Here is a 22,784-nt window from a genome sequence, read left to right as displayed (position 1 = left end):
CATTTATGATAGAGCGCCTTTTCTTTTTTTTCTAGAATTTTGTTTCAAATCCCCGAGAACTATTTTACACATAGATATATTTCTGTTTGGAAAAGAAAAGCTATACTAGAAATTTAGTATAGCGTGATTAAATATTAATTAGTTTAAAAAAATCAGCCCAATCTACCATTCTCGTAAAATGTTTTTCTTGTTGATTATATGGTTGATCTTTAAGTAATAGTTTCGGCTCTTCGTTGGCAAGTGTTTGTAATATAGTCGGTTTATCGTCAACGTAAAAATCGAGATGTAATTTTTTAATCGTATGGATTTTCTCTTCATCTTTCATTCCGTAGAAAAAGTGATCATCTTTAATAGGGAAGCCTTGATTTATCATCCATTCTTTTGTTCGCTCTCCATGTTCTTTAGGCCTTGCTGTAATATAGAAGATGGAATGACCATCTTGATGTAATTGATTTAAGGTTTCTTTGGCACCGGGGAAAGAAGGGCAGTCTGTATAGTAGATCTCTTCTAATGTATCATTCCACATTTTTGTTCCCTCTTCGTCTGTTAGCCCAAAGGGTTCATGAATTTCCACTCGCTTAATACTTTGAAATACCGATGAATCTAATTTCTGATTTAATTTCTTATTGTAAATATGAAATGCATGTTCACGTAAGTTGATTAATGTGTCATCAATATCAAAACCAAATCGCATATGGATCCCTCTTCTTATTTAAATGATGGATAGCCTACGAATTTAAAGTCGTTACCAATCGTAGTAATACCGGTGTCTGTAAGCTCTATGGCATCCTTCATCAGTTCAATGCCTTTCCCCTCTAAAAATGTCGGAGCATCTTTTCCACCGACTAGCTTAGGGGCAATATATAAAATTACTTTATCAATTAGTTTCTTCTTTAAGAAAGAGGCGTGGATATTCCCGCCGCCTTCGATTATTAGGGAGGAGATACCCTCTTTACCCAAGGTGTTCACCACTTCTACAGGGTCAACGGAGTTTTCAGATTTTGTTACAATTACCCTGACACCTAATTTTTCCAATTGCTTTTTCTTTTCTTCATCGTAGTGTTTACTTGTGAAAATCCATGTTGGAGCTTGTTTATCCGTTACTAATTGATAATCAAGTGGTAATCTTAACCGGGAATCCATGACGATTCGTAAAGGATTCCTTCCGTTTGGGATTCTTGAGGTTAAGGCAGGGTCGTCTTTTAATGCTGTATGGATGCCAACTAATATTGCCATATTTTCGCTTCTTAGCTGATGCACATCTTCTCTAGATTCTTTAGAAGTTATCCATTTACTGCTAAATGTATGGGTTGCTACCTTACCATCTAATGTTATACCTGCTTTTAAGGTAATAAATGGCTTTTGTTCGGTAATATATTTATTAAAGACTTCGTTCATTTTATTCGATTCTTTTTCCCGAATACCGACTTTAACCTCGATTCCCGCATCCTTTAGTATTTGTACACCATTACCAGCGACGATTGGGTTGGGGTCTAACGTTGCAATCACAGCTTTCTTAATTCCTGCCTTGACAATAGCCTCTGCACATGGGCCAGTTCTTCCATGATGGGAACAAGGCTCCAACGTGACATAAATCGTTGCCCCTTTTGCTTTTTCCCCAGCCATTCGTAGTGCATGAATCTCAGCATGTGGCTCTCCAGCCTTTAGATGAGTCCCAACTCCAACTATACGGTTATCATTGACAATAACCGAACCTACTAATGGATTAGGGTCGGTTTGTCCTTTCATTGCTTTTGCATTGTTTAAAGCTAAATCCATATAGAATTCATCATTAATCATTACTACAAGTCCCTTCCTCATCTCGCAAGTGACCGGATTTCTCAATCTTCGTTTTTAAATATTCTTTGTTAAACTCTGATACATCTCCCCATAATGGAACTCTACCTGAAAGTAGAAGCCCAGCATCCTTTAATGCTTCGAGTTTTTTAGGGTTGTTGGTAATTAATGTTACTGGCTTATCACGTAACGCCTTTAGAACTTGAATAGCATCATTATAGTTTCTAGAGTCATTCACAAAGCCAAGGCTTTCATTAGCTTCTACCGTATCATAGCCGTTCTCTTGTAATAAATAGGCCATAGCTTTGGAAAATAAACCAATACCTCTACCTTCATGATTAGCTAGGTAAAATATAGCACCGACTCCATGTTCTTTTATTTTTTTCATCGATTGTTTTAGTTGAAATCCACAATCACAACGTTTACTTCCAAAAATATCACCAGTATGACAAATCGAATGCATACGAATTAACGCATCATCTGCATTTTTGAAGTCTCCATAGACAAGTACACTTGATTGTTGATATTCTGCAAGATTGGATGACGAAAGATTTTCAATGATACGTTCATAATCCTCCGTTACCTCATCATAATTTAACCAACAATACCATTGGAATTCGACTGTTTCATTATATAAGTTAACCGGAAGGCGAATTGGCCCTACTAAGTAAATGGCACGATCTTCTTCCGTTTGGATTAGTTTAATTTTATCTTTTAAAATCGAAAATACTTCAGATTTTAATTTGATATTTCCCATGGTTTCCACTCCTTTTCGTAACTCCTTTTACTTAGTATAGTTAAAAAGGAGAGGTTCATCAATTTTATTTTCTTATAAAAAGGAAGAATGAATGTGTTGATTAAGAAATATGAATGAATAATGAAGCGATTTATTTTTGACGGATAAGAGTATACTTCTTATCCTGCATAAGTGAACTTGGGCGTTCACCGACCTGTTGTAGAGGGTGATTGCTGATATCTGTGTGTGAATACTGATATTTGGGGGGAGACTGCTGATATTTTGGCCGTGATTGCCGATATCTGGGGATGAATGCTGATATCCTGGTCATGACCACTGATATCTCGAATGCCAAGTTTTCTAAGGAAAGGGGGATTGATTTTTGATGAGCCAAAAATCAATCGAAATTATTCAACAAACGGAGAAATACGGTGCGAATAACTATCACCCACTTCCTATTGTAGTTTCCGAAGCGGAAGGTGTTTGGGTGAAGGACCCAGAAGGAAGAAAATATTTGGATATGTTAAGTGCATATTCAGCAGTGAATCAGGGACATCGGCATCCGAAAATAGTGGAGGCCTTAAAAAAACAGGCAGATAAAGTTACCTTAACTTCAAGGGCCTTTCACAATGATCAACTCGGCCCTTGGAATGAGGCCGTTTCTCGGTTAACTAAGAAAGATCAAGTACTTTCCATGAATACTGGTGTAGAAGCAGTAGAAACTGCGATTAAAGCGGCAAGACGGTGGGCGTATGAGGTAAAAGGTGTTACGGATGGTAAAGCGGAAATTATTGCTTGTGAAGGTAATTTCCATGGCCGTACAATGACTGCAGTATCGTTATCCTCAGAAGGTGAATATAAACGTGGCTTTGGTCCCATGTTACCTGGAATTAAATTAATCCCATATGGAGATTCTAAATCGTTAAAGGAAGCAATCACAGAGAATACGGCAGCTTTTCTATTAGAACCCATTCAAGGGGAGGCGGGTATTAGAATTCCGCCAGATGGCTTCTTGAGAGAGGCTTATGAAATTTGCAAAGAAAGAAATGTCTTATTCATTGCAGATGAAATTCAGGCTGGGCTTGGAAGAACTGGTAAATGGTTTGCTTGTGATTGGGAAAATGTCCAACCTGATATGTATATATTAGGTAAGGCATTAGGTGGTGGTGTTTTTCCAATTTCTTGTATCGCAGCAAATAAAGATATTTTGGGAGTATTTAATCCAGGTTCACATGGTTCGACATTTGGGGGAAATCCTTTAGCTTGCGCCGTGTCTATAGCCGCACTTGAAGTGATTAAAGAAGAAAACTTGGTAGATCAATCTTTAAAACTAGGTGATTATTTTAAAGATAAATTGAAACAAATAAAAAATCCTATTATCAGAGAAGTTCGGGGAAGAGGACTTTTTATTGGTATTGAATTAACAGAGTCAGCAAGAAAATATTGTGAAGCTTTAAAGGAAGAGGGATTGCTATGTAAGGAAACTCATGAATTTGTTATCCGCTTAGCCCCACCTCTTATTATAAAAAAAGAAGAGCTTGACTTCGCAATAGATAAAATAAAAAAAGTACTATCTATGTAAATATTGGAGGGATTTCCCTTCAATATTTTGTTTCTTTTTATTTCATAGTAATTCAAGTAACCATACGGGAAAACTTTAATTAATTGAAAGTATCTAGTGTTCTTTATATGTTTAAAATGGTATAATTAATTAACAGAATCTTTAAATCTATAACAATTATTTGTGAAAAGGTGAGCGGAAAAGGGGATTAATATGAATACATATGATAAAAATGAAACGTTAGTATTACATGCTGATAAAGAATGGAGTGAAAAGGAAGGGACGGCTTCACCGGCCATTTATTATTCTGCAACGTTTATGGCAAAAGATGCGGCGGAATTTGCGGAAATGGCGAATACTCCTAGACATTCCAAGTATTATACGCGTTATGGTAACCCAGTTCATGACCGTGTGATTGAAATTATGGCGGATTTAGAAGGAACGGAAACGGCGCTTGTGACAGGGTCAGGTATGGGAGCTATTTCAACTACACTCTTAGCATTACTTCAAGCGGGTGACCATGTTGTTGCTCAAACGCGACATTATATGGGTACAGCTAAAATATTGGATGAGATGCTAACGAAATTCGGGATAGAGGTTACCGTTGTAGAACAAACCGATGTTCAGGAATTTGAGAAGGCGATTCGCCCTAATACAAAATTAATTTTAATTGAAACACCGGCTAATCCAACGCTAATTGTGACAGATTTAGAGGCGGTGGCTAGTCTGGCTAAGCAACATGATATTTTAGTGATGGCGGATAATACCTTTGCTTCTCCACTAAATCAACGACCGCATGATTATGGTGTGGATATCATCGTACATAGTGCAACAAAGTATTTAGGTGGGCATCATGACATTGTGGCAGGTGTCGTTTGTACAAGTAATGAGCTTGCAGAGAAGATTTGGAGCACCCATACAGCGATTGGATCTGTATTATCCCCGATGGATGCTTGGCTACTATTAAGAGGCCTTCGTACATTCCCAATAAGAATGGAGCGTATTAATGAGAATGCGCTTGCATTAGCTGCATTTTTAGAAGAACAGGACAAGGTAGAGGAAGTATTTTATCCTGGATTGGAAAGTCACCCACAACATGAACTAGCTAAGTCGCAAATGAATGGCTATGGAGCAGTGATTGCCTTTTCCGTTAAAGGTGGCTATAAAGAAACGCAAAAATTTGTTTCTTCGTTAAATCTTACACAACATGCAGTAAGTTTAGGTGGAGTGGAATCCTTAGTTGTGCATACTGCAGCCATGTGGGAAGGGGCATTAAATGAGGAGCAAATGAAAACAGCAGGTATCCCTGCCAATTTTGTTCGATTCTCTGTTGGTTTGGAACATATTGAAGACTTGAAAAAAGATGTCCTTCAAGCATTACAGGAGGTATAAATAGACAAGCCGGTATTCGTTTTTAATCTCGAATACCGGCTGTAAAAAAATCAATAAGGTTCCGCGTCACGTCCCTTTTCAACGGCATCCTTCACTGCCTGATGAGCGTCTTCTGCCCCAAGTGGCCGTAATTCTTCTCCTATTTCCATTGTATGGTTAGCCATTTCTTTTGTCTTTTCAGCTATACCTTCTCTTAAACGACGTCCATATTCTTCATCGGCATCTTCCGCTAATGCGATCATTTTATCTTGAATACGTTTGTCACAGATAGATAGGTCATTAACAAGGTTGTTAATTAATTCATCTTTCTCCCATTGCTCGAAGCGGCGATAGGTTTCACCTGCTTGTTTTGTATTATCGTTCCGGTCAATCGATTCGCGGACTAGATTTCCTTCTACTTTCGGTGTATGTTCTTTCCCTAATTGTTTCGCCTCTTGTAAACCTCCTAAAATGGACGGTTCATAATTAACATGTGGGTTTTGACCAGGAGCCTTGTCATCTTCATATCTTAGTTGACCACCTTCCTGGTTTGTTGCGACGCGCTTTTTCGCAGCATTTATTGGTAATTGAAGGTAGTTTGCACCTATTCGATAACGCTGTGTATCGGAATAAGAGAACGTTCTTCCTTGTAACATCTTATCATCAGAAAAGTCAAGTCCATCAACAAGGACGCCGGTACCAAAAGCTGCTTGTTCCACCTCAGTGTGAAAGTTTTCTGGGTTTTTGTTTAATACCATTTTTCCAACTGGTAACCAAGGGAATTGGTCTTCTGGCCAAAGTTTCGTATCATCTAGTGGATCGAAATCTAATTCAGGATGTGGGCCGTCCTCCATAATTTGAACAAAAAGCTCCCATTCTGGATACTCTCCTCGTTCAATTGCTTCATATAAATCTTGTGTTGCGTGACTGAAATTTTTCCCTTGAATCTTTTCAGCCTCTTTTACAGTTAAGTTTTTAATCCCCTGTTTTGGTTCCCAATGGTATCTTAATAATATTGTACATTAAAGAATTGTACATAAACATCAGTTATATAAGATATATAACTATTGATATTATAAGGTTAATACAAATATTAGTATATTTATTATTGTACATAAAAGATGAATCAATTAAAATTAAATATGAGGGGGACAGTTTAATAAAATAGTACGAATAATTGTACATAATTAAAGGGGGTTAACATGAGCGAAAATATTATTTATTTAAACGAAAATTCATTAAACATAAAATTTACACCAATCCCTGTCTATATTGACTGGGCGGTTATTAACAATAAAAATGTTCAAAAGCAATTCTGTTTAATTGGGTTAAGGGATACTATACAAGAAGTTGAAATTATTGATAATTTATCTGACTTCATTGTTGAACATTGGTGGAATAAAGAGTATAACACCCAAAGAAGACATTGTAGCAATGTTGTTAAATTCTTAAATTGGATTCTAGAAAATAGAAGGAAGTATAAAATAAGCAATCTATCAGATCTTAAATTGGAACATGGTACATATTTTCTTAATAGTTTTATAGGCACTACGGTATCAAGGGAGACAGTTCAACGTTATGAACGAACTTTAAAATACTTTTATTTATGGCTTTCAAAAAAGAATGTGCTTAAACATATCTCCCCTAATAGTTTTGTCAAAAAGGAAGGTTTGTTTGGAACTTATTTAGAGTCTCCTTTTAAAAATGTGAGGTATCCAAATTACAAGCCGAAATCAAATGGACACTTAATTCCTTTACGGTATATCCCTCTTTTTTTAGAGATAGCAATAATTGAAGCTAGCCCAATTGCTTTAGGTATCTATTTACAAATATTCGGTGGACTACGTACTTCTGAGGTTGTAAACATTAAAAGGACGCAAATGCTTAGAAGAGTTAATAGTGGAGATTTTTTAGTAAAGTTAAAAAACCAAAACTTTAGAACTGATATTAAAAACGCCTCCGGAGGCAATTATGTGAAAAAGAAAAGAGACCAAATGATTTTCCAAATACACGATTGGGGCAATATCTTATTTAGAGACCATTGTAGTTTATATAAGCCAAAAGATGGATCAGGTGCTTTATTTGTTAATCAATCAGGAAAGGCAATGACTTATGCTAGTTATTATCAACATTTTAATAAGGTAAAAAAAGCATTCATTTCGTTCTTAAAGAAATACGGAAAACCTCAAGATAAACTAGTTGCAAACTCATTAGAAAGACTTAGTTGGAATGCACATATAGGAAGAGGAACCTTTACAAACCTGCTGGCAGATGAAGTTACAAATCCTTACGATCTTGCCTTTCTAAGAGGCGATGCAAGTCTTTTGTCTTCATTAGATTATATGGTTGCTACTAGTAGATATAGAGATTTAATGAGTAATAAGATTTCTACCATGCATAGCGAATATATCCCACGTTTAATAAAGAGAAATGAAACAAAAAGTTAGGATACAGGTGGTGTCAATATGGCTAATTCCCCTTATTTAATGACAACATTAGAAATATGGGAGGAAATGGAAAATAAGGGTCTGAAAATGGATAAAAGGACCTTTCAGCGGTTATTAGTGAATCTGAGAGCAGGCGGTAGAATTGAAGGAGTAAAGTGTGCTAATTCTCGCGAATATCTATATGAAACTAGTTGTTTAAATTACATTGAGAAGGAAATAAGAGAACGTAATTTACATAGAGATAAGGAGTATTTTGCACAAAATAACTACATAACTACCAAAGAAGCTGCAGAAATTCTTGAAGTTAACACGAGCTATATAAATGGTTTATGTAGGAATGGACTTTTAGATGCACTTTTTTATATAGATCGCTATATGATAGCTAGATCAGCAATTGAAGAATACCGAGAAAAACATAAGGTAAAAATTCCGCAAGGGCTTTTTTCAGAAGAAGATATATTAAAAACATTGGATACAAAAGGACTAACAATGGATGAAGTTGAGTTTCATCGTCTCCTAACTAGTTTTAGAACACAGAAAAAAATAACTGGCCAAAAATTAATCGATGGTGGCGATTATTATTACGATTCTAATACTGTAAAATTCATTGTGAATGAGATTAAATCAAGAAACTTACATTTGAACGAAGAATACTTTAAACAAAATAATTTTTTAACAACTAATGAAGTTGCTCAATTATTAGGTAAGAAGAGACATCATGTAACAAAGCTTATAAGAGAGGGATATATTAAAAATGCCCAGCTTTATAAAATAAATTATATGATCCCAAAAGAATCAATAGTGGAATACCAAGCCCAATACTCCGATACTTATGATTCACTTTTTTCCTCCAGTCAAATACTAGAACAATTAAATAGCGAAGGCTTTGAATTAGATAAACAAAAATTTAAGCACTTCCTTCTACATCTTAGGAAAAAGGGGGAAATTGAAGGAGTTGTTGTACATAACTCATATAAAGGCTACTTTTACGACAAAGAAAATGTTGAAGTTATTAAAAATCGTGTTAAGTTAACAAATCTACATATGGATGAGGACTCTTTTACAGAAGAAGGTTATTTAAGTACAAATGAGGCAGCTGAAAGACTTAATTTAAGTAGGGTACAAATAACCGAGAAATGTAAGAAAGGGAAATTCAAAGGTGTAAAAAAATATAAAAATCAATATAAAATCCCTATTACATCAATTGAAGAGTTCTTAAAGGAAAATGATACGTCTGATTTTATCTCACCTGCAGATTTAGCTAAAGAACTAGGAGTAGGTAAACATTTTATTCTTCGCAGAATAAGAACCAAAGAAATAAAGGCCGAGAAAAAAGACGGTAAGTGGTATATTCCATTAAACGAGGCAAGTGCATACCAAGAAAACTATAATTTAAAAACAAGTGAATACACAAAAGATGTAGCACTTAAAAACATGGAGAACTTTTTTAGAACCACTATTAGAATTCCTTTAGATTCGCATGAACTATATGTTAGTTGGGCAATTGATAAGATTGTAACATCTCAGGGAAGACCTAGAACATTACATGATATTTTTCTCAATGCAAAAAATTTATATGAAAGTTTAATAGGGATATTAAAAAACAAGGAAATCTATGAACTTACTGAAAGTGAATTAGGTATCATTGTTGAGGAAGATATATATCAAAAAAGACTTAAAAAGGAGTTTGTAAATTATTACAATTTTAGCCTAGCAAAAAAAGGAATTGTAAAAGAAATTACACTCAAGGATGACAGATCAGGGGTTAATAAAGACAAAACTAAAGAGGAAAAAGAAATTTATAGACCTGAAATATTCCAAGAGTACTACACATATGTTCAAAACATTGACCTTCATACTAAAAAGGCAATAAAAAGTCGCTACTATGCAAATATGTGGGTTTTCGTAATTATGCATTTAACAAACATTTGGAGAGCTAACGACATTATCTACGAAATGCCTTCAGTTGATATTGAATTAATAGGCGTTAATTCTTTTGATTTTTTCAAGGGCGGCAGGTTAAGCACTCCCCAAGCTCAAATAATTGTTAATGATGTTTATTTAAAGCTGGAAAATTTGATAGCCCACAAAAATAAAGAACTACTTCGTTTTTATTTGGACCCTGAATTATTGGAGTGTTTTGCAACATCTATGGTCATATCTGAATTACATCGCAGGAAATTTGCCCATACACAGAACCATAAGGCACTATTACTAAGCACTTTTTTATCTGGATATAGGGGGCAATATATTGCGACAAGTGGTAGAGAACATCATATGAAGTTCTTTAATGGCAATGAAAACTTATTAAATTTTAAGAGTCTGGTAATGAATAGGTCTACTAGTGTATATATATTCCATCATATTTTAGAAGAAGACGGTGAAGATTCTTCATTGGCCTTAGATATGACAGGAAGAGCAAGATCGCATAAGCAGAAAGAAACTACAGCCATATATGTAGAGGCTACAAATAGTGATGGTTCAATAAATAGAGTATCATTAAATCTTTTTAATAGAGGGCATTTTGGATGGATGTATAATTATTTAATTAAATTAACCATAAAAGGCCAAGAACAACATTCTCTAGAGGATAGAACGAATCTCATATCTCAAAGTAAGGATTCTTTATCCCCTCTTTCATTGGAAAAATGGAGCAAGTTTTTATTAGATCAATCAAGGAGTCGTGAATCAATAGCAATTAGACTCTCTAAATTACCTGAAGAGGAATTACTTCACCTATTATATAAAATCTATAAATTAGAGATGCCTTCAAAGGAAAAAGAAGGTCAGTGTTTAATTTATCCAAAGTGTATATATAAGAAAAGGAGGACTTGTTTTGGTTGTGAGTATTTTATCCCACAGCAAATGATACTTCTTAAAATAGCTAACGAGTTACGTTCTAGGGTTCAAATATTAAGCGAGCAAAGCGAATTTGATGCTATAAGGATTAGAGAGTCAAGATTTATTTGGAACCTGCTATTATTCTTAAATGAATCAGTTGAATATCTTGGAAAGGAAAAAGTAGAAACATTTATTAGCACCAAAGAAATATCAACACTAATAAACAGTATTGGGGATTATCTTATTACACCAGAAGAACAACTTCAATTAAACCCATAATAATCTATAAAGGATAAATGCATAATGGAAATCAAAAAAACTATAGATTTTGGATCATTAAAACTATCATTTGTTAAGAATGTTACCTATGACAGTCTTGATACAGAATCATTTAAAGAAACTTTTAATACACTTAAAAGCTCCGGATACCTTAAAGCAAAGGATTTCGATTCGAAAATATGGCACTTTAAAGACGATACTGGGGTTGTAGATACTAAGGTCAGTTTCGAATTAGAGGTTTATAGAGAGTTAAATTTAGCATTAAAGGGATTTATCCTGATGTTAAGGTCTACTGGGCATGCCCCCTCTAGTATTAGACACGTTTCTAGTCATATTAGTGAATTAATCTGGAAAACTGAAGGGTTAATGAATGTAGACAAGTTTGAAAGTCATTTACGTGAAGAAGCTAATAAGACTTCTTTTATTCAAGTAAAAGCAGCAATCATCAAATTTTCTAGTTTTTATGACTTTCCATTAAAGGATTCATTTCTAGAAAAGTTATCATTATATCAACCTCCTAAAGTTGAAAACAGAAGCCTCCCCCCTTTCTTTGATGTCTTTCAGTTTGATGATGTTATGAATAACTATACAAATTCTAGCATTAGTAACATAGATAGATTAAAATATTACCCTATTGAGTTATGGTGGTATATTACAAATATAATACCAATGCGCCCAAATGAGTTATTGAGATTAAAGAAAAACTGTTTAAGCGTCAGGAATGATGGCACATATTGGATAATAGTGACACGTTCTAAAAAACAAAGTGATAATGCCGAGCAGGAGGTTTGGGAACAAGAACTACAAATCAATCAAAATATTTATAAATTTATTAGGGAATATCAACTAAAGCTCGAACAATTAAATATAGGTACAACAAGTCAATTTTTAATTCCTCAAGATCTATATAAATACACTCATAAGCTTAGTGAAAATGATTATGAAAGATACAGTCCTCAACAGTTTGGTGAGTTATTAAGAGATTTTTATATTAACATTGTTGAAGGGATGTACAACACTGTTAATATACAAAAAATTAAGCCCGGAGACACAAGACATTTTGCAATAATTAATATGTTCCTACAAGGCTTTAATATGCTATCCATAGCAAGAATGGCTGGTCATAGTACCTTATCTGAGCCAGCTAATTATTACGGTCATATAGAAGAACTAACTAAATGCTATACTTACCACCTCTTTTCGACTAGAACAATAGAACATAATATAGAATCCAAGTTTAATGGTGGGTTCTTTGGATATCGACGTAAGGCTTATGATAGAGGTTTAAAGTATGAAGACAAGGACACTTCTAAATATAGACCTGTTAGATATGGCTTTTGTATGGATATTTCAAATACTTTCCCAAGCAATTGTGCTGATGATTGCCGTGAATGTAATTTTTACATATTTAAACCTACAATTGACCAATATGAAGAGGGGCTGGGATGGTTAGAAGATTATTCAATACATATAGATAAAAAAATGGAAGAACAAATAGATGTATTAAAAATATTAAACAGTTCAACATCAAAAGAAACTAATACTAACAATTCCAATGAGATAAAAAGAACATCAAAGAAATTACAACAGTATATGGACTACAAAGTTACATTGGACTTAAAACTACTAAAGGAGCAATACCAGAATGAGTAAAAATAGTAGAGGTAAACCGGGGAAACCTCAACAATATACTGACGAACAACTAAAAGACATTGCATTGGATGTAAAGTACAATAAAATAAGTGGTGGTAAGCTAACATATAATTTATTAGAGAAGCATACAGGAATTAGTAGAAATACCTTTAGCAGAAGAATAGCAGATTATATTAAAGAGTTAAACAGCCCCATCATACGGCCATTAGAGCTTACTGATCGTGATACTGTTTATTTTCCTAATATTGACCTTCTCTTTGAGAAATGGAGAGGAAATGAACCTAGATTAATAGAAGAACTTCATGAAATAGAAATGCTCTTCTACGAAGTTTATAATGAGCTTCAAGAATACAAAAAGAAGGCGGAAGATGAGGGAAAAACAAGCGAAACTTTAACTAAATTAAAGGAGCAAATGCAAAGTTATAAAAATAAAGCAGAGTTCTATGAAAAGGCTTATAAAAATGTGGTTGTTTCTAGTACATTTGTAGAAAAAAGACAAGAAATGAATATATCAAATAAGATAATTAACTTCAAAAATAACGAAGAAGACACCGATTTATCTAATCTAAATAAGAAATTCGAAAAAGTTATAACAAATACAGATGACGCAGGTAAAGAAAAAAAGGCTGATAAATTCAAATCAAGATTTAGTAATCTTTTTGATAAGGATAATAACTAACAAAATTTTAGTAATTCCATTAGTTGAATTGTATTTAGCAATAGAAAAATGCTTTTTAAGGCAGTATGTTATATAGATGGAAAAAGAGCCTAAATATACAATAAACGCATAAAACCTTGCATATTTTTAGGCTCTTTAATTGTATTTCTTGTTGTGTTAAAGCACCTGTTAGCACAATAAGTTTTTTCTATTTATTCATATAATGTAACAGTTTTTCGAAAAAATCATTGCTAACGGTTAACTGATACTGTTTTTCAACGAGATTTCGAAGTTCCATAACGAGAAGCAAAGAATTCTTATAGGCTTCATATAGTTCTAATTCATTTAATCGGGCAGTAGTCTTTTTAAACTTTTCATAGTTTTCAGGACTAATTTCTTTTTCAAGATTCTTTGTCATATTAAACCAATTATCGGCATTTTCTTCAGCAATTCGAATGAGTTGTAGTATATTTTTTTGTAATTGAGATAAAAGTTCCAGTGAACGTGCATTTTCCCCTCTTTTAAGAACATTAATCCCCATTAACCATAGGTTGGAAAAATTATTCAATAAAAAATTTACGTTTTCTTCTGTAAGTCTATTTGGTCCCGGACCTTCCAACTCTGATAAATACAACTCTAGTTGTCCTGTTTCATCATAAATAAACATTGCTTTTGTGTCAGGAATGTAGCCTGATTCTTTGAATGAAGGAATAATATTCATTTTGTTTTCGGAAAGGAAATGAAACTCACCACGTATTAGATTTTCAAAAATTACTACTTCCGTACCGTACTCATTTTGATAGAGTAAAGTGTAGGAAGCGACTTCATTTAGCCATTTTGCTGAATCAAAGGTGGAAATTGTATCATCTTTCAGAAAAACATAATATTCTATATCAGAGTATCGATCTCCCTCTCCTTTTGTAAAAGAGCCATACATCATACAAGCAGATATTCGTTCATCTGACTGGACAAGTTCCTTAACCCTTGCCATTAGTTCTTTTTGTTTTAACAATTCGATTCCTTCTTTCTTTATTTTGATTCAGGGAGAATAAAAAATCCTCCCAAATAATGTTGGAAGGATTAGTCATGTAACTTTTTACGATACTCAAATAAGACTATTTAGCCTTTTTAGCTATTAAGTCTTACATTTATTTAGTATATGGAAAAATGGGCAGACTAATCCTAAGTTTTAAAATGAAATATACTATTTCAATTGTTAAAAATTAGATTAGTTCTTCATTGTCCACCCATCTCTCCTTTCGATTAATAGTATATTAATTTTAACACTTCAAAGTTCAAAGTTCAAGTTGTAGTAACTAACAATCAAAAATACGTATTGTGTTATGTGATTTTATTAGTTGCTCTCTCTTCCGCAAAAGGTTGCTCATTTTCTGCAATGATTGGCTCAAAACTCCGCACAAATGGCTCAATTCATCTGCAATATTCAATACTTCCATATTATATAACTCTCTGAGAATTAAAACATTACAATTTATGTAGTTTATGGAATAGCATAAGTTAAATTAGCCATCACTTCCACTCAAGTCATCCAATATTAAATATGCCTCAATAATAACCATAATAAGTTCATAAACCATCCAGTAAACCAAATCTACACAATAAAATGTATCTCCACAAATTATAAATTTTAATAAAACTACGAATTTATGTACATAATTAAAGTTAAATAGAATAATTATGTACAACAAACTAATTATGTACACTTATAAAATATTCAAAGTCCTTATATTTTTCATCAAAAACAAGTAACTAATAATTTATGTACATATTAGTTTATTAAGATACGTGGTGGTATTTAACTAATACAGCTTTTCCTTCTTTATTAACCCATTTATACGTATTAACACCGGAGCCTTGCATCATGCGATAGTTTGCTGGAATTCCCCATGGAGAATATACAAACGTAACCATATGGAAGCTTTCCGGTGAGTTTGCACAAAAGTCAAAAAAGCGTTCTGGATCTTGAAGGTTCGTTACTGGATCTGGTCGAAAAGCATGGATCATATCCGGGAATTTCATGGCATCACGGATAAAGAAGATTTTTAAATTATTTCCTACTAAATCCCAGTTACCATCTTCCGTGTAAAATTTAATTGCAAAGCCACGTGGGTCGCGGACGGTTTCAGGAGAATCCTTACCATTTACTACCGTTGAAAATCTTACGAAAACGGGGGTCTGTTTTCCTTTTTCTTGGAAAACCTTTGCTCTTGTATATTTCGATACGGGTTCATCACCGACTGTTCCATATGTTTCAAAATAACCATATGCACCAGCACCACGTGCGTGTACAATTCGTTCTGGAACCTTTTCACGATCGAAATGACTGATTTTTTCTATAAAATCGTAGTTTTCTAAAGTAGCAGGCCCTCTATTTCCTACTGTTCTAATGTTTTGGTTATTGGTGACAGGATGGCCTTGTCTTGTTGTAAGCGTGTCATCATTCTCTATATTCGTTTCGTTATTAGATGAATGTCCGTTTTCCAAGTTAATTCCTCTTTTCTGTAAATATTGAATTTGACGTTTTTATATTTTCCTAAAAACACTAAATTAACCTATATTTTTCGAAGGTTATTCATATGGTGTTACAATAGAGGAATAGTTAACGAAAAGGGGAAGATAAAATGGAAACAACGAAGAAGAAACAGCATATATCACCTGCTAATGATCCGTGGGAAGCATATATGGATGTAGAAGAATTCGGTGAAATGACTTTATCTAATATTGAATTCACTACAACAGTTATGTGTAATATGCGCTGTGCACACTGTGCAGTAGGATATACACTACGACCAAGTGATCCTGATGCACTACCAATCGATTTACTAATAAAAAGACTTGATGAAATACCGCATCTTCGTACGTTAAGTATTACGGGCGGGGAACCGATGATGAATAAGAAATCGGTTAGAAACTATGTGGTGCCGTTATTGTCTTATGCTTCTAGTAGAGGTGTGAAAACACAAATAAATTCTAACTTAACATTGCCATACAATCGCTATGAAGAGATTATTCCATATTTAGATGTTTTACATATATCCCATAATTGGGGCACGGAAGATGAATTTGCGGAAACAGGATTTGCATTAATGGAACGGAAGCCTTCATTGGATAATCGGAAAAAATACTTCGAACGAATGGTGGAAAACTCTAAACGTTTGGCTAATGAAGGGGTTCTGGTTGCAGCGGAAACTATGCTAAATAAACGAACCTTTCCTTACTTAGAACAAATCCATGATCATGTAAATGAGATGGGCTGTGGTCGTCATGAAATTCATCCAATGTATCCAGTTGATTTTGCTAGTAATCTAGAAATCTTAAGTTTAGATGAAATTCGAACAGGGATTAAACGTTTATTAGATCATCGGAATAAAGACATGTGGATGTTGTTTGGAACATTACCATTCTATGCTTGTAGTTCAAATCAAGAAGATTTAGCACTACTTGAAAGATTGTATAAAGAAGAAAATGTTTCTTTACGCAATGATCCGGATGGAAGGTCAAGGTTGAACGTAAATATTTTTACGGGTGAGATCATTGTTACGGATTTTGGAGATGATGAACCATCCTTAGGTAATATACAAAATACAACCTTACCAGAAGCTTATAAAAGATGGATGGGAACAAAAACGGCAAAAAGTTTAAATTGCCATTGTCCCGCAGTAAAATGTTTGGGCCCTAACATTTTAGTTAAAAATGCCTACTATAAAGACGTTGATTTTACAAAGAGGGAAGCAAAGATAAGCCGATCATAGAAGAAGTGAGAATAATTTCTAAGAAGATCCTATAGGTTATTTTCCTTATGACGGAATCCGGGGGTATATGTTATGATATTGCTATTAATCCTAGGAGGTAATAAACATATATGACTTGGGAGCACTTTATATCATATAGTCATTTAATGGAATTAGGAATAGCTATAGGTATCTTCCTGTTATTTATTTTATTCAGGAAATTATTCACGAAGTATGTTTTTAGAATCGTCATGAGAATTGTAAGAAAGACGAAGATTAATGCTTTGTCTAATATATTCCTTGCATTTCAAAAACCTATGGAATGGTTTTTTACGTTGTTAGGTTTTTATTTTGCTATTTCGTACTATCCGTATATCCATGGAAGTGTCTTAAATAAATTTATTAGTGCGGCATTCATAGTTCTTGTCACTTGGGGATTAGTTAGTTTATCCTCATCGTCATCCAATTTATTTAGGAAAATTAATGAAAAAACAGATATTAACATAGATGAGATATTAATACCATTATTATCTAGAACATTACAGTTTATTATTGTCGCGATTGCCGCTACAATTATCCTTCAGCAATTTGGTTATAGTATTGAAGGACTTATAGCTGGGCTTGGGTTAGGTGGACTGGCAATCTCTTTAGCTGCTAAAGATGCTTTAGCTAATTTCCTTGGTGGAATTGTTATTATTTCTGAGAAGCCTTTTACGATTGGGGATTGGATATTGACACCGAGTGTAGAGGGAACAGTAGAAGATATTTCCTTCCGTAGTACAAAAATACGAACTTTTGCAGATGCGTTGGTTTCTGTTCCTAATAATCAATTAGCAAATGAGTCAATCACAAACTGGAGTAAAATGAATAAACGCCGAATTACTTTTAATCTTTCGTTAGATTATGAAACATCAAGAGAAAAAATGGAATCCATTATACAACGAATCGAAAATCTATTAAAAAATCACCCAGATATTCATCAAGAAACCATATTTGTAAGGTTTGATGAGTATAAGGAAAGTAGTTTGGACATTCTTTTGTATTTCTTTACGAAGACAACAGTCTGGGGAGAGTATTTAAAAGTGAAAGAGGAAATAAATTACCAAATTCTTGATATTGTAAGAGAAGAAGGAGCGGAATTTGCTTACCCTACAAGAAAACTATATATAGAGAACGATTCGTCCGATGATTCAGAGCATCTATTGCAAGTTAGACAAGAGTCTTAAGTAAAGAAGGAGTTCATGGGGACTCCTTCTTTACTCTTTAGATAATAGTTTCAAATCTAATATTTCGCATGGTGTGTTCTCATAGCTTTTTACTATGCCATGTTTCGTAATTAAATCCTTAGCCACTTTCTTCTGCTTAATTTTTATAGTTAGCTCGGTTTCAAATGGAAATGGATCCATATAAATCGTATTGTCCGCCTTCCATTCCGGCCAAAGAATCTGGCTATTCCCTTTATCAATAGAGGGTACTGGAATTCCGTTTTTATAAAAGAAATGGAATTCCTCCTTTTTAACACCGGGTTTATTTATACAAAAGAACAGGGAGAGACTATCTGTAAACTTTAGTAATTCATAATGGAAGTCAAATAAGTTCTCATCAAAATCTTTCATCGAGTGAATGATTTCCTGTTGTCTTTTTCGTTCTTGTGCCACAAAGGAATCTGCGTATAGAGAAGATTCTTGGGTCATAAAGTTTGTATAATGCATACTACATAATAAGGCTGCATACGTATCTATTTTTTCAACTTCATTTATTCCGTGTATATAAATGATGGTCTTCGGAGCTAAGGGGTAACTCGTAAAATCATACGGTGCTTTTAGCTGATCATTCCATACTGGTTGCTTATCAAAGTACTTCCAACCATAGTCATGAAGTGTGATTGCTGTTACAACCGAATCCATAAGCGTGTTACTTAATAATAGTTCTTTTTTCCAATGCTTTATTAATTCACCAGATACAATGGCATGGTTGTCTTGCTCAATCATTATAAAATGATCTGTTTCTTCTCTAACAATCATAACTAGCGCCTCCTTGTATAAATATTATGTAAGTATATAAAAAAACTTCACGAATTAGTAAGTTAATCGTGAAGTTTTTTATTATGGTATATCCCTTTATCCTATCTAAACGGGTAGTAAGACTCCCAATGACGGAAATCTTCTTTATATGATTTTATCAAAATGTACTTGTTTATTTAAAGTATACATAATTGGAATACCAATAGCCAAAACAACGATTTCTCCAATGGCTGTAGTTACCCAAGAAAATAGGAAAGGTAATCCCAATGCTAAGTATAATTCTAATGCGACAATGAACATGTTAAAACTGAAAATGATTGCATTGGCTGCTAGTAAAAGTAGCGTGTTTTTCGTGTATTTAGAAAGTAGAATAATAAGTCCTAAAGATATTGCCGAATGCGCGACACCAAATACAATATCATACAGTCGCATTGGTGAGAAAAATAGATTGGTTAAAAATACACCAAATATAATACCGAAAAAGAACTTCTTATTAAATACGACGAGATGATTAAACATCTCAGGTACACGAAATTGGACATTCGTAAAGCCAAATGGTTGTATAAGTGCTGATACAGCTATATACATTGCAGCCAAAACGCCATTTGCAGTTAACGTTTTTATATTCATTTCCATCTCTCCTTAGTTTTTTTACGTGGGAGGCTTTCGAACCACGGATTTTTAATACAATAGAATATATCATAGCAAAATTTATAATCATTCACAATGGAAATATTAGTAATCTTTAAGTATTAGTTTTTTTCCAGCCTAAACGGGCAGTAAGACTTCCGGTTCAAGCTTCTGGGGAAACAAACAAGGTATTTGGGAGATTGACTGCCTGTATAGGTCCGATAAGTACTCGTGCTTGGGATATCAGTACTCATGTTTAAGATATCAGTGCGACTAACCATCAGTGGAGGATGAAAGAGGATCCCACTGATGGAAGTATTCTTTATCGACAATCAATAGGTCTTATTCTGTTCTACCTATACCATGAAGGAGTAATAGAGTTTTAGAAGTATCTGACCCTTTTTGGAAAATATATCTCATCGTCTTTCCCTGTTTATTTTAGTTGTTCACTTTTCTTGCCGACGCGCTTTAATACATCTATTACTATTTTCTTTTCTTCATCTGTAACACCTTCAAACACGTTTTCGATGACTTGTTGATGAAGCGGGAAGATTTCTTCCATTAGTTTAATTCCTTGATCTGTTAATTGAATATAAACTACACGGCGGTCATCTTTGCATGGAGTTCTTTCTAGTAGTCCTTTTTTTTCTAATTTATCGATAACATACGTTATGGAACCTGTATTGATCAATACGGATTGTGTAATTTGTTTAATAGTCTGTTTGCCTTTATGGTATAATGCTTCTAATACAGTAAAATCAGATGTCCGCATTCCATGACTGCTTATATCCTTTTTAATTAATTCCGCCAACGTCTTATTAGCTTTTAGCAAGACAACGAAAGCCTTTAGCGATAAATTCTCTGACATAATAAATTCTCCTTTGATATTATTAATACCTGTATACTTAATTAAGAAATTTTTAATTAAGTATAATATACAAAATAGAGAGACATCTGTCAATTAAACGCAATAGAGCGTGAATCTAAAATTAGATTCACGCTCTATTTATTTTTCATCTCTGATCTTCATCATTTGCATTTTATCATTGAAAAGAGCTGGATAGGATAAGAACCCTAGGAATATGCTTGTGACGATTGCAGTTGTTAATAGTAAAAATAGGACAAGTAGTTGGAATTGGACAGCTTGTACTGGATCTGCCCCTGCAATGATTTGTCCACTCATCATTCCAGGTAATTGGACTAGGCCGATTGTTTTTTGGCTTTCAATAGTAGGAATCGTACTAGCTTTAATAGAAGTAACTAAGGGAGTATGGATTGCTTGTTTCGGTGTCCCACCTAAGGATAAGATGAGCTCTGTTTCATCTTGCCGCGCTTCTACTTCAGCAGTAAACCGATTAAGGAATAAAATGGCAAGAACCATCGAATTTCCAACGACCATTCCGCTTATCGGTATAATATACTGAGCGGTAGGTGGAGTTATTTGGAATCCTAGTAAGATTGCTTGAGTAAGTATTTCTATAAAAATAAAAGTAATAATAAGCTTCCAAGTAATCCCTTTTATTGATGCTCCCTTTTTCCTGGCGTTTTGTGTTGCTGCACCAATCATTAAGACAATCATTAAAATGATAAAAATATACTCTTCTGATGCAAAGACAAATTGTAATACATATCCGACAATAAGTAATTGAATAATAGAACGAACTGTTGCGATAATTGTATCCTTTTCTAAATCTAAATGTAATGTTTTAGATAGGATGATGGGAATTAATACAAAAATTAGTGCTAATGTCAATGTTAAATAACTCATTCTAAGTCTCCCTTTATAAAACGTTTTACTCTTTCATCTTTCGGGTTATTTAAAAATTCACTCTTGCCTGTTTCAAGGACCTCACCAGCTATCATAACCCATGAATAGTCACCAATGGTCAAGGCTTGGTCTAAATTATGCGTAATCCAAACAATTGTTGTTCCGTATTTTTGGTTTATCTTTTGTATTAATTCTTCAATGTCGTGTTGAGATATACGATCAAGAGAAGAAGTGATTTCATCTAATAAGAGAACCTTAGGACGATTTACTAATGTACGAGCGATAGAAACTTTTTGCTTCTGTCCTCCAGATAGATCATTAATATTCCGATTTAAGAAGTCTTTTCCTAGTGATACATCTTCTAATAATTCTTTTGCATCATCTTCAGGTAATGTTTCGCCTTTTAAAGTAAGTGGTAATGAAAGGTTTTTATATACCGATCCACTTAGCATTGTAGCACTTTGCAACGCAAGTCCGATTTTGCGACGTAATATTATTGGATCATACTCATCAATAGGTTTGTCATTTATTATTATTTGTCCCGAGTCAGGAGAAATAAGTCCATTACATAATCGAAATAAAGTTGTCTTACCTGCACCAGAAGGGCCCACTAGTGTTGTTATTTTACCTTTGGCAAACGAGCCGGAAATATTTTTTATTATAGGAACATTACGATCAGAAAATGTAACGTTTTTAAATGTAATAATTGGCTCAAATTCAGTTGTCATTATATTTACCTTCCTTATAAACAAATTTTTAAACCCCTTCTATTATTCAATATTTTCCTTTAGCATTCTATAAATATGCATAATCAGCTTCTTGTATCGTGTTTAATGAAATTATATAAAGATATGAAATAAAAGTGTTGACTTTTTGGTTAGAGAATAGTAATATAAATTTTACTGTTATCAAAGTTAGCTTCTTTTAAAAAATAACTTTTAAAAAAGTTGACATAGATTCCAGTGGTTGATATAATGTAAAAGTTGCTGTTGAAAAGGCGATTAAAAATAATTGTTGACAACGAACGGTAACTATGTTATATTAATAAAGGTGCTTTAAACAAGCAGTGAGAAATTAATTGCTCTTTGAAAACTGAACAAACAACCAGTATGTTAAGATAAAAGAAACTCGTTTTCTTTTAAAAATAGAAGGTAACACTTCTAAAAGCTAAGAGATAGAATTAATTATGCTAATTCTAAACAAACTTTTTTGGAGAGTTTGATCTTGGCTCAGGACGAACGCTGGCGGCGTGCCTAATACATGCAAG

General features: G+C 33.7%; 17 protein-coding genes, 1 rRNA gene, 2 pseudogenes and 1 riboswitch. Of the genes and pseudogenes, 9 read left to right on the top strand and 11 right to left on the bottom strand.

Annotation, left to right across the window (positions count from 1 at the left end; all coding sequences use genetic code 11):
• Positions 1-127 precede the first annotated feature (127 nt).
• Genes KM885_RS16285 through KM885_RS16275 form a run of 3 tightly spaced genes read right to left on the bottom strand, consistent with a single transcriptional unit; the run spans position 128 to position 2,554 of the window.
• Positions 128-694, bottom strand: a complete 567-nt coding sequence (locus KM885_RS16285; RefSeq protein ID WP_216884268.1) for a 5' nucleotidase, NT5C type — start codon at positions 692-694, stop codon at positions 128-130.
• A gap of 14 nt (positions 695-708) precedes the next feature.
• Positions 709-1,800 (bottom strand): bifunctional diaminohydroxyphosphoribosylaminopyrimidine deaminase/5-amino-6-(5-phosphoribosylamino)uracil reductase RibD, encoded by a 1,092-nt coding sequence (gene ribD / locus KM885_RS16280; RefSeq protein ID WP_216884267.1) that lies wholly within the window; start codon positions 1,798-1,800, stop codon positions 709-711.
• A complete protein-coding gene (locus KM885_RS16275; RefSeq protein WP_216884266.1) occupies positions 1,793-2,554 on the bottom strand; it encodes a GTP cyclohydrolase II in 762 nt (253 codons plus the stop codon). Before KM885_RS16275 ends, ribD begins: the two co-directional genes overlap by 8 nt.
• A 364-nt stretch (positions 2,555-2,918) precedes the next feature.
• Here KM885_RS16275 and KM885_RS16270 point away from each other — a divergent pair, with 364 nt between their 5' ends.
• Together KM885_RS16270 and KM885_RS16265 are read left to right on the top strand one after the other, a co-directional pair.
• Entirely contained in the window at positions 2,919-4,115 is a 1,197-nt protein-coding gene (locus KM885_RS16270; RefSeq protein WP_216884269.1) for an ornithine--oxo-acid transaminase, read from the top strand.
• Positions 4,116-4,307: 192 nt separating this feature from the next.
• Positions 4,308-5,486, top strand: a complete 1,179-nt coding sequence (locus KM885_RS16265; protein ID WP_216884265.1) for a trans-sulfuration enzyme family protein — start codon at positions 4,308-4,310, stop codon at positions 5,484-5,486.
• A 50-nt stretch (positions 5,487-5,536) separates the two neighbouring features.
• On the opposite strand, the pseudogene KM885_RS16260 reads toward KM885_RS16265, so the two are convergent.
• Positions 5,537-6,481 (bottom strand): annotated as a pseudogene (locus KM885_RS16260) (catalase); the annotation flags it as partial.
• 186 nt (positions 6,482-6,667) lie between these two features.
• Between KM885_RS16260 and KM885_RS16255 the strand changes: the two are divergent.
• Genes KM885_RS16255 through KM885_RS16240 form a run of 4 tightly spaced genes read left to right on the top strand, consistent with a single transcriptional unit; the run spans position 6,668 to position 13,364 of the window.
• Positions 6,668-7,912 carry a hypothetical protein gene (locus KM885_RS16255; protein ID WP_216884264.1) on the top strand — a complete coding sequence of 415 codons (1,245 nt, stop codon included), beginning with the start codon at positions 6,668-6,670 and terminating at the stop codon, positions 7,910-7,912.
• An 18-nt stretch (positions 7,913-7,930) separates the two neighbouring features.
• On the top strand, positions 7,931-11,032 hold the full coding sequence (locus KM885_RS16250; RefSeq protein ID WP_216884263.1) for a helix-turn-helix domain-containing protein: 3,102 nt from the start codon (positions 7,931-7,933) through the stop codon (positions 11,030-11,032).
• Positions 11,033-11,056: 24 nt separating this feature from the next.
• Positions 11,057-12,685: a site-specific integrase gene (locus tag KM885_RS16245; protein WP_216884262.1), complete on the top strand. Its 1,629-nt coding sequence runs from the start codon at positions 11,057-11,059 to the stop codon at positions 12,683-12,685.
• Positions 12,678-13,364 carry a hypothetical protein gene (locus KM885_RS16240; protein WP_216884261.1) on the top strand — a complete coding sequence of 229 codons (687 nt, stop codon included), beginning with the start codon at positions 12,678-12,680 and terminating at the stop codon, positions 13,362-13,364. Before KM885_RS16245 ends, KM885_RS16240 begins: the two co-directional genes overlap by 8 nt.
• A gap of 187 nt (positions 13,365-13,551) precedes the next feature.
• Here KM885_RS16240 and lnu(G) read toward each other — a convergent pair whose 3' ends face one another.
• Both lnu(G) and KM885_RS16230 read right to left on the bottom strand, forming a co-directional pair.
• Positions 13,552-14,355: a lincosamide nucleotidyltransferase Lnu(G) gene (gene lnu(G) / locus KM885_RS16235; RefSeq protein ID WP_216884260.1), complete on the bottom strand. Its 804-nt coding sequence runs from the start codon at positions 14,353-14,355 to the stop codon at positions 13,552-13,554.
• 797 nt (positions 14,356-15,152) lie between these two features.
• Positions 15,153-15,854: pseudogene (locus KM885_RS16230) on the bottom strand (catalase); the annotation flags it as partial.
• 131 nt (positions 15,855-15,985) lie between these two features.
• Here KM885_RS16230 and yfkAB point away from each other — a divergent pair.
• Complete coding sequence (yfkAB, locus tag KM885_RS16225) at positions 15,986-17,116, top strand: radical SAM/CxCxxxxC motif protein YfkAB (protein ID WP_047184528.1); 1,131 nt, start codon at positions 15,986-15,988, stop codon at positions 17,114-17,116.
• Between the two features lie 110 nt (positions 17,117-17,226).
• Positions 17,227-18,321: a mechanosensitive ion channel family protein gene (locus KM885_RS16220; RefSeq protein ID WP_047184529.1), complete on the top strand. Its 1,095-nt coding sequence runs from the start codon at positions 17,227-17,229 to the stop codon at positions 18,319-18,321.
• Between the two features lie 30 nt (positions 18,322-18,351).
• On the opposite strand, the gene KM885_RS16215 is transcribed toward KM885_RS16220, so the two are convergent.
• The 5 genes from KM885_RS16215 to KM885_RS16195 form a co-directional block, all read right to left on the bottom strand.
• Positions 18,352-19,119: a DUF3891 family protein gene (locus KM885_RS16215; protein ID WP_216884259.1), complete on the bottom strand. Its 768-nt coding sequence runs from the start codon at positions 19,117-19,119 to the stop codon at positions 18,352-18,354.
• A 144-nt stretch (positions 19,120-19,263) separates the two neighbouring features.
• On the bottom strand, positions 19,264-19,749 hold the full coding sequence (locus KM885_RS16210) for a QueT transporter family protein (RefSeq protein ID WP_047184531.1): 486 nt from the start codon (positions 19,747-19,749) through the stop codon (positions 19,264-19,266).
• Positions 19,750-19,755: 6 nt separating this feature from the next.
• Positions 19,756-19,800: riboswitch (PreQ1 riboswitch) on the bottom strand.
• A 382-nt stretch (positions 19,801-20,182) separates the two neighbouring features.
• Positions 20,183-20,617 carry a MarR family winged helix-turn-helix transcriptional regulator gene (locus tag KM885_RS16205; RefSeq protein ID WP_216884258.1) on the bottom strand — a complete coding sequence of 145 codons (435 nt, stop codon included), beginning with the start codon at positions 20,615-20,617 and terminating at the stop codon, positions 20,183-20,185.
• Positions 20,618-20,755: 138 nt separating this feature from the next.
• The gene (locus KM885_RS16200; protein WP_216884257.1) at positions 20,756-21,517 is read right to left on the bottom strand and encodes an ABC transporter permease; all 762 of its coding nucleotides are present in this window, start codon (positions 21,515-21,517) and stop codon (positions 20,756-20,758) included.
• Positions 21,514-22,245 (bottom strand): ABC transporter ATP-binding protein, encoded by a 732-nt coding sequence (locus KM885_RS16195; protein WP_216884256.1) that lies wholly within the window; start codon positions 22,243-22,245, stop codon positions 21,514-21,516. The genes KM885_RS16200 and KM885_RS16195 overlap by 4 nt, the downstream gene beginning before the upstream one ends.
• 478 nt (positions 22,246-22,723) lie before the next feature.
• Between KM885_RS16195 and KM885_RS16190 the strand changes: the two genes are divergently transcribed.
• Positions 22,724-22,784 (top strand): 16S ribosomal RNA (locus KM885_RS16190); the annotation flags it as partial.

The sequence above is a fragment of the Oceanobacillus caeni genome, assembly GCF_019037185.1.
GTDB lineage: Bacteria > Bacillota > Bacilli > Bacillales > Amphibacillaceae > Oceanobacillus > Oceanobacillus caeni.
The sequence above is the reverse complement of the archived record's forward strand: the minus strand, read 5'-3'. Positions and strand labels throughout refer to the sequence as shown.

Coding starts and splice junctions, on each gene's coding strand:
- KM885_RS16245 (WP_216884262.1), top strand. CDS start 11,057: ATGGAAATCAAAAAAACTATAGATTTTGGATCATTAAAACTATCATTT.
- yfkAB (WP_047184528.1), top strand. CDS start 15,986: ATGGAAACAACGAAGAAGAAACAGCATATATCACCTGCTAATGATCCG.
- KM885_RS16205 (WP_216884258.1), bottom strand. CDS start 20,617: ATGTCAGAGAATTTATCGCTAAAGGCTTTCGTTGTCTTGCTAAAAGCT.
- KM885_RS16240 (WP_216884261.1), top strand. CDS start 12,678: ATGAGTAAAAATAGTAGAGGTAAACCGGGGAAACCTCAACAATATACT.
- KM885_RS16200 (WP_216884257.1), bottom strand. CDS start 21,517: ATGAGTTATTTAACATTGACATTAGCACTAATTTTTGTATTAATTCCC.
- KM885_RS16195 (WP_216884256.1), bottom strand. CDS start 22,245: ATGACAACTGAATTTGAGCCAATTATTACATTTAAAAACGTTACATTT.
- KM885_RS16215 (WP_216884259.1), bottom strand. CDS start 19,119: ATGATTGTTAGAGAAGAAACAGATCATTTTATAATGATTGAGCAAGAC.
- KM885_RS16275 (WP_216884266.1), bottom strand. CDS start 2,554: ATGGGAAATATCAAATTAAAATCTGAAGTATTTTCGATTTTAAAAGAT.
- KM885_RS16270 (WP_216884269.1), top strand. CDS start 2,919: ATGAGCCAAAAATCAATCGAAATTATTCAACAAACGGAGAAATACGGT.
- KM885_RS16265 (WP_216884265.1), top strand. CDS start 4,308: ATGAATACATATGATAAAAATGAAACGTTAGTATTACATGCTGATAAA.
- KM885_RS16255 (WP_216884264.1), top strand. CDS start 6,668: ATGAGCGAAAATATTATTTATTTAAACGAAAATTCATTAAACATAAAA.
- ribD (WP_216884267.1), bottom strand. CDS start 1,800: ATGATTAATGATGAATTCTATATGGATTTAGCTTTAAACAATGCAAAA.
- KM885_RS16210 (WP_047184531.1), bottom strand. CDS start 19,749: ATGAATATAAAAACGTTAACTGCAAATGGCGTTTTGGCTGCAATGTAT.
- KM885_RS16285 (WP_216884268.1), bottom strand. CDS start 694: ATGCGATTTGGTTTTGATATTGATGACACATTAATCAACTTACGTGAA.
- KM885_RS16220 (WP_047184529.1), top strand. CDS start 17,227: ATGACTTGGGAGCACTTTATATCATATAGTCATTTAATGGAATTAGGA.
- KM885_RS16250 (WP_216884263.1), top strand. CDS start 7,931: ATGGCTAATTCCCCTTATTTAATGACAACATTAGAAATATGGGAGGAA.